Raw genomic sequence first — 7,327 nt, forward strand, 5'->3', positions numbered from 1 at the left:
TAAAAAATAGGGCGATTTTGGCTTAATCAAAAGCAAGTTGTGTGTTTGCAATGCCACCACATTTTTAATTTTGTATTTTTATAACTGAAAAATTGAAAAAGAAAAATTAAAAATGTGGTTCGTGGCTTAACCGAATGGAAATGGCTTACTTATTGCCCTACTTTTCATATACTGGACCGTTGTAAAACATTTGACAAACAGAGAACTATGAGAACAATAATTTTGCTTTTTTTGATTATTTCAACTTTACAATCCTGTAACAAAAATGAATCTAAATTACAGAATGAAAACTTAAAACTGAATAATGAAATAACTATTTTAAAATCAAAAATTGATTCTTTTGGAAACTTACCAACAATACAATTTGAGAAATTAATTTCAGAAGATTTTTCATTAGACTCTTTGAGAAAGAAAAACTTTTCAGAATATGTAACTTACTTAAGGAACAACGAATTAAAAACAAATGATTCAATCTTAGCAGAAAAATACTTAAAGTTTGCTAAAAAGAATAAAGGCTCTTTTTATTCAATGTATGCAATAGATAGAATTAGAGGGATTAATTTTCAAAAAGAGCAATTAAACATCAACCAAATAGTCGGAAAATGGAAATGGGAAACTATGACAAATCTCTTTATGCCTTTTAAAGGAAAAAAAGATGAACAAGTCATTATTGAGAAAGATAAAACAATAAAAATTTTCAAAAACGGTAAATTAATTTCAGAGAGTAAATTTGAACTTATAAGACAAGGTTGGGGGAATTATTATATTGAATTTGACTGTAATAAACTTTATTCAATAATGGTTAAAGAAAATGGACTATTGACTTTAACTAAAGGAAAAGGGTTTTGTATTGACTGCGGAACAGATGTTTATAGGAAAATTGAATAAAAAAACGTTTTACAACAACGTGTATAATTAATGGCTAGTTTTCGCCTACTTACGAAAATCCTCGCGGATTTTCTATTCGGTATTTATTTGCTAAATTAGGTGCTTAAACACGCCACTAATCATACACAAACACGTTGTAGTGCATTTGAGAAATGATTAGAAATTCGATTAAATATTTAGTAATTGTTTTAATAAACTTGATAATTCTGACTGGATTACTGGCTTATTGGACTGACTTTGTTGAATTGACTTTCAATAGTTATGTTCGACCAATTGAGTTTTTAAAAATAATCGGATTCTCATTTCTATCACTAATTGGAATAAGAATCGCAATCGGATTTTTTAGAAAAAGAAATACTTCCATCAAGAAAAGAATGCAAATTTCTGCATTGATAACTATTTTGATTTCTTCACTTCTTTATTTTAATTATTCAAAAAAGATTTACGAAAATCGAATTGAGAAAAGCGAAATGAGAAGAGAACTAGCAATGAAAATCGAATCAGCAAACGGACTTGCTTACGGGACAAAAGCCGATAATTTAACTTTTGAGGAATATCAAGAAATCACCAGAATTAAATGGTTTCCGAAATTACAAAAAAATGCAGACAGCATTTCTTACTATTATACTTATGACGGATTTTTACCTGATTATTCATTTAATGTAAGCTATAATTTGCCGAAAAATATAGAAATTGACTCAACCGAATTTAAATACGGAGAAATAGAGATAGACACAATCGGAAATAAAAAACGGATAAGTTATAATGAGCACGAACAATAAAAACGCACTACAACAACGTGTATAATTAATTGCTAGGTCACTGCCGACTTACGAAAATTCCGCTGGAATTTTCTATCTGTGATTTGTTTGCTAACTTTAAGGCTTAACCACGCAACTAACCATACACAAGACCGTTGGCAATAATTAAAAACAAACCAAGAAACAGAATGAAAAACATTAAATTTTTATCAGTATTTACATTATTTTTTATTCTGTGTTCGTGCAATGAAAAAGTATCGAATGAAAAACCAAAACCAGACGGAATTTGGAAACAAATTGGATATGGAAATATTATCGAATTGAACGACACACTTATAAGCGTTTATAATATTTCAAAGCAAGATTGTAATTTATCCTTTAAAGAACATATTTTAGATTTTGGAAAAGTCAAAAAATATTCAAAAGATACATTAACAATTCAACACGGAAATGATGATTGGTTATTTACGAGATTAGATGAATTGCCAAATCTCTGTAAAACTACGAGCGAATTAAATCACGACCCAAAAATTAACTTTCAAGTGTTTTGGGACACATTCAATGAACATTACGCATCTTTTGATATTAAAAATATTGATTGGAACGAAGTCTATAAAAAATATGAACCTAAAGTAAACGAGAACACTACTGATTTAGATCTGTACACAATCTTTAGGGAAATGATTGAACTTCTAAATGATGGACACGTCAAAATGGAAGTACCCGAAAAAATTGAAAACGAGTTTAAAAATCAAATAGAAGAACAAGAAGAAAAATATTCTAAATTGGACGAATTTAATCTCAACAAAGAAATTGCAGAATTTTATGTTGACAGTTTACGCAATTACAATGCAGGAATGGTTCGTTACGGACTTATCGAGGAAAACGTAGGCTACATTCAAATAAATTCTATGCTAATGCTAGCGGATTATGATTTGGAAAAAGATTTAGATTTAAGAAACTTCTATGGTCAATATTGGGAAAAAGCAGAAAACAGAAAAGATGAATTACAAAGGCAAGACGAAGTTGACGGAATTAACAAAATATTGAATTCAATTATTAAAGACTTACCAAATGCGAAAAGCTATATTTTGGATTTGCGTTTTAATGGTGGTGGAAAAGATGCTGTTGCACTTGACATTTTAAACCACTTTTCAAATAAGGAAAAATTGGCTTACACAAAAAAAGCAAGAATAGAAAAAGGTTTTGCAAATCCTCAAAAATTTAAAATTGTTCCATCACAAAATCACTTTAATGGCAATGTATATTTACTTACAAGCCATTTAACAGCGAGTGCGTCCGAAATTCTTGTTTTGGCTTCCTTGGCAAATGACAATTTCAAAAGAATTGGCTCAACAACGGAAGGGATTTTTTCTTCGACATTAGACAAAGAACTTCCAAATGGTTGGGAATACGAGTTGTCTAACGAAGTTTATCAAGATTTAAATGGCAAAAATTACGAGAATATTGGAATTCCAACAGATTGTCAATTAGAGTATTCAACAAACAAAGACATTTTTTTAGATCAATTATCAGCTGACTTGAAAAACAAAAAAGATAAAGCGATTGATTTAGCAATAGAACTTGAGAAAAAACAATCGAAAAAATAACTATTGCCAACACCGTGTATAATTAATTGCTTGGTTTTAGCCAATTTACGAAAGTCCTCGCGGACTCTCTATCTGTGTTTTATTTACTAACTTTAGTGCTTAAAACACGCAACTAATCATACACAAAACCGTTACCACACATTTGATGAAAAGCAATTTTAACCGAATAATAATTATATTAACTATGGCATTTTCTCTTTTTGGATGCAATAAAAAAGAAAAAGTTAACAATCTGACTTTTCAACAATATGTTGCATCTGGAAACTATAATAAAACCAAAAATCAACTTTCATACGGAATTCACCCGAATAATATTATTAACGATGGAGTTACACCAATAATGACCGCTTCTGTAAATGACCAAGTTGAAATAATTGAATTACTTTTTAAATATAAAGCTGATTTAAATACTCAATCACTAAAAGGTTGGACTGCTATTTTGTACGCATCTGAAAATGGAAATTTAAAATCATTAAAAAAATTAACTGAACTTGGTGCTGATATCAACCTTACTTTGAAAGGAGGAGAAAATGCAGTAATTCAAGCTTGTTTTCGAAATCATCCTGAATGTGCAAAGTTTTTAATTCATTCTGGAGCAAAAATTGGAATACCAACTGAAATTGGTTTAACCGAGCTTATTGTCGCTTCGGATTTAGGGAATTTAGAAATCGTAAAAATGTTGTTTAATAAATTCGACAATGTGAATTCTAAAAACAAATATGGAGAAACTGCTTTAATTAGAGCAAGTTTGAGAGGACATAAAGAAGTCGTCGAATTTCTTCTCTCAAAAGGAGCGGATAAAAACATAAAAGACCAATCAGAAAAAAAAGCTATTGATTGGGCTAATGAAAATGGACACATTGAAATAAAAAGAATATTAACCGAATAAAAACGTGTGGTAACACCGTGTATAATTCATTGCTAGTACTCGCCTACTTACGAAAATCCTCGCGGATTTTCTATTCGGTTTGTATTTGCTAAATTAGTTGCTAAAACACGCAACGAAATCATACACAAAACCGTTAGCAGCAAGTAAACACAAACTCGGTAGAATTGAATCAACATAAATGAATATTGACAAAACTCAAATTTTAAGCAACATTTGCTACACCGAATTAGTTTATGACCGAATTAATAAAAAACTGAAAACTAATTTTTCAAATAAAGAAATTGAAATATTAATGTTAAGAACAATTGAGAAAACGGAAATAAACAACTTTGAAAAAATCGGTAAGAACTTCTACATCTCAAACTTTGAAAAAAACGTTAGAATTACAGTAAATTCAAACACATTCAGGATTATAACAGTTGACAAAATAAAAAATGACAAACGGATTTAAAATAATTGGAGTTTCAACTCGAACAACAAATAAGGAAAATAAATCACAAAAAGATTTAGAAAAATTATGGGGACAATTTTATGCTGAGAATATATTGGAAAAAGTACCAAATAAAGCCTCAGACAAAATCGTTTCAATCTATACTGATTACAAAAGTGATTATACGGAAGATTATACGACAATAATTGGTGTTCCTGTTCATTCACTTAATGAAATTCCAAACGGATTAATTGGACGTGAATTCAAATCTGACAATTTTCAAAAATTTATCGCTAAAGGAGAAATGCCTAATGCAGTTGTAAATACTTGGATTGACATTTGGAAAAAAGACAATGAACTGAATAGGAAATACACTTATGATTTTGAAGTTTACGGAGAGAACTCTCAAAAAGGAGAAAATTCAGAAGTTGAAATTTATATAGCAACGAAATAAAAATACCAGCTGCTAACACCGTGTATAATTCATTGCTAGTTCTAGCCTACTTACGAAAGTCCTCGCGGACTTTCTATCTGTGATTTATTTGCTAACTTTAGTGCTGAAACACGCAACGAAATCATACACAATCACGTTGTAACACATTTACCAAAACTGCGTCAAATAGATATGAAATTTAAAATATCAGAATATCCAAGTTCATATTTAGCAATTGAATTTAATGAAAATGAAAAACTAATTACTGAAAAAGGAAGTTTAATCTTCTGTGACGGAGAGTACTCTTTTGAAAATAAAATTGAGGCTAAAAACTATAAAAATTGGATTGCTAAAATATTCGGAGGAAAAAGTTTAACATATAATATTTATACAGCAAAAGAAAATCTGAAAATGGCTTTATCAACCAAAGACAATTCAGAAATTTTTGGTATTGATATTTTTGAAGAAAATCCAATTTTATTTGAGCCAAACTTACATTTTGCGAGAACAATTGATTTAGAAATTAAATTAGAAAAAAAAGATTGGAAAAGCACACTTAATGATGGATTGAAATTAAAAACTAATGGAAATGGGAAACTGTTTCTGAAAGGTTTTGGGAAAATTATTGAGCAAGAAATCGATTCAGAAAAACCCATATTCATCGATGAAGATGCTCTAATCGCATTTGAAGACAAACTAGAAATCAAAACAATCTCAAGAGGAGTTAAAGAACTTATAACAAGTGGAGAAGGTTTTTTATTTGCTATAACAGGAAAAGGAAAAGTTTGGATTCAAACAAGAGAAAAAGGAAATCATTCAAGTAGTGGTGGAATTATAGATGGAATTTTTAACTTTATGAAATAAAAAACGTGTTACAACACCGTATAAAATTAATTGCTGGTTTTAGCCAATTTACGAAAGTCCTCGCGGACTTTCTATCTGTGATTTATTTGCTAACTTTAGTGCTTAAAACACGCAACTAATCTTATACAACAACGTTGTGTGTAATTTGACCAAACAAAGAAAATTCTATGAATGAAATAAGTTTACCATACCATTTAATTATTCCTTCAATAATTTCAATTCTGATTTTAGGAATAGTATTTTATAATAGAAAACGACTATTCAAAAGCGGAAAATGGAAATGGTTTTGGGTAAGTCTGACCGTATTTTTTGCTATTTACCTTCTAATTGTCGGAGGAGCAACTTATTCAGATATTTCGTCCGAATTGGCTTTGCGAAAATTTGACCTGAACGGAGACGGATTTTTCAATGGAGACGAAATTACAACCGAACAAAAAAAAGCAATGAAAAACGCGATTTCTGATACTGGAAGAAATTTTTCATTTATAACTGGATTAATTTTTTCAGGAATTATTGCGTTCTTTGTTTTCGGAATCGGAAAAATAACTGAATTAATAAAAAAGAAAAAAACTACACACAACACCGTATAAAAATAATTGCGGTTTAATGTTTAATCAAAGGTCGTTGCGTGTTTGTAACGTCTGATTTTCCTTCGGAAAATCCTCGCATACAAACCCGCAACTATTCTTATACACAAACGTTACATGCAAGCCGACAAACCACTCGTGCTTAACATTAAAATTCAACAGAATTACGCCGAAAACGTGAATCTTGAATTGACGAAAACCGATTTTTGACTAAAAACAAAACGCCAAAGATGGCGGAATTTCTAGCAGAAGTGCCAAAACCGAAAATTCTTTCACAATTAGAATATTTTGTGTTTAAACACAAGTTTCCGTCGAATAGCAAAACGGCTGAACAATGCGGCTGAATTGAACGCTGAATTTATAAAACAAAGATTATTTCATTGAATCCAAAATATTGGCTTTCAAAAACTTATGGCTGAATTTCAGAAACGACAAACAATGCGGATGAACTTTACGGCTGATCTGGCCGAGAAGAAAATTTGATAAAAAATTGTCAATAAATTTAAAATTAGAGCAAGCGCAAAATACTCTTGGCGAAAAAAAGAAATTAGAATTAATCCATACTTTTTTGACATTTGTGAGCTAAAATTTAATAAATTGCATAGTGGACAAAATCTAAAGCCAATAAAAAATAAAAAAAAAGCCTGCATGTAACATCGTATATAAATAATGGCTAGTTTTGGCTTGCTTACGAAAATCCTCGCGGATTTTCTATTTGGTGTTTATTTACTAAATTAGTTGCTTGAAACACGCCACTATTTATATACCAAACCGTTGGCAACAAGCTGAAAAAAAATGACGTCTGAAAAATATAACACTTTAGGAAAAGGAACTGCGGTAATTTCGTTCATAATCGGAGCATTGA

Annotated in this window: 8 protein-coding genes; all 8 read left to right on the plus strand. The window is 30.1% G+C overall.

Features of this window, described 5'->3' with window-relative positions; genetic code table 11:
* Window positions 1–207 precede the first annotated feature (207 nt).
* The 8 genes from OS188_RS02585 (at window position 208) to OS188_RS02615 (ending at window position 6,465) form a co-directional block, all read left to right on the plus strand.
* Window positions 208–888: a hypothetical protein gene (locus OS188_RS02585; protein WP_267147254.1), complete on the plus strand. Its 681-nt coding sequence runs from the start codon at window positions 208–210 to the stop codon at window positions 886–888.
* A 152-nt stretch (window positions 889–1,040) separates the two neighbouring features.
* Window positions 1,041–1,670, plus strand: a complete 630-nt coding sequence (locus OS188_RS02590; RefSeq protein WP_267147255.1) for a hypothetical protein — start codon at window positions 1,041–1,043, stop codon at window positions 1,668–1,670.
* Window positions 1,671–1,837: 167 nt separating this feature from the next.
* A complete protein-coding gene (locus OS188_RS02595) occupies window positions 1,838–3,259 on the plus strand; it encodes a S41 family peptidase (protein ID WP_267147256.1) in 1,422 nt (473 codons plus the stop codon).
* Between the two features lie 184 nt (window positions 3,260–3,443).
* Window positions 3,444–4,148 (plus strand): ankyrin repeat domain-containing protein, encoded by a 705-nt coding sequence (locus OS188_RS02600; RefSeq protein WP_267147257.1) that lies wholly within the window; start codon window positions 3,444–3,446, stop codon window positions 4,146–4,148.
* Between the two features lie 178 nt (window positions 4,149–4,326).
* Entirely contained in the window at window positions 4,327–4,599 is a 273-nt protein-coding gene (locus OS188_RS14795; RefSeq protein WP_416236488.1) for a DUF3781 domain-containing protein, read from the plus strand.
* Window positions 4,583–5,032 (plus strand): GyrI-like domain-containing protein, encoded by a 450-nt coding sequence (locus tag OS188_RS02605; RefSeq protein ID WP_267147258.1) that lies wholly within the window; start codon window positions 4,583–4,585, stop codon window positions 5,030–5,032. Before OS188_RS14795 ends, OS188_RS02605 begins: the two co-directional genes overlap by 17 nt.
* Before the next feature lie 171 nt (window positions 5,033–5,203).
* Window positions 5,204–5,875 carry an AIM24 family protein gene (locus OS188_RS02610; RefSeq protein WP_267147259.1) on the plus strand — a complete coding sequence of 224 codons (672 nt, stop codon included), beginning with the start codon at window positions 5,204–5,206 and terminating at the stop codon, window positions 5,873–5,875.
* Window positions 5,876–6,042: 167 nt separating this feature from the next.
* Window positions 6,043–6,465, plus strand: a complete 423-nt coding sequence (locus OS188_RS02615) for a hypothetical protein (RefSeq protein WP_267147260.1) — start codon at window positions 6,043–6,045, stop codon at window positions 6,463–6,465.
* Window positions 6,466–7,327 lie beyond the last annotated feature (862 nt).

Source organism: Xanthomarina sp. F1114 (genome assembly GCF_026410255.1).
Taxonomy (GTDB): domain Bacteria; phylum Bacteroidota; class Bacteroidia; order Flavobacteriales; family Flavobacteriaceae; genus Xanthomarina.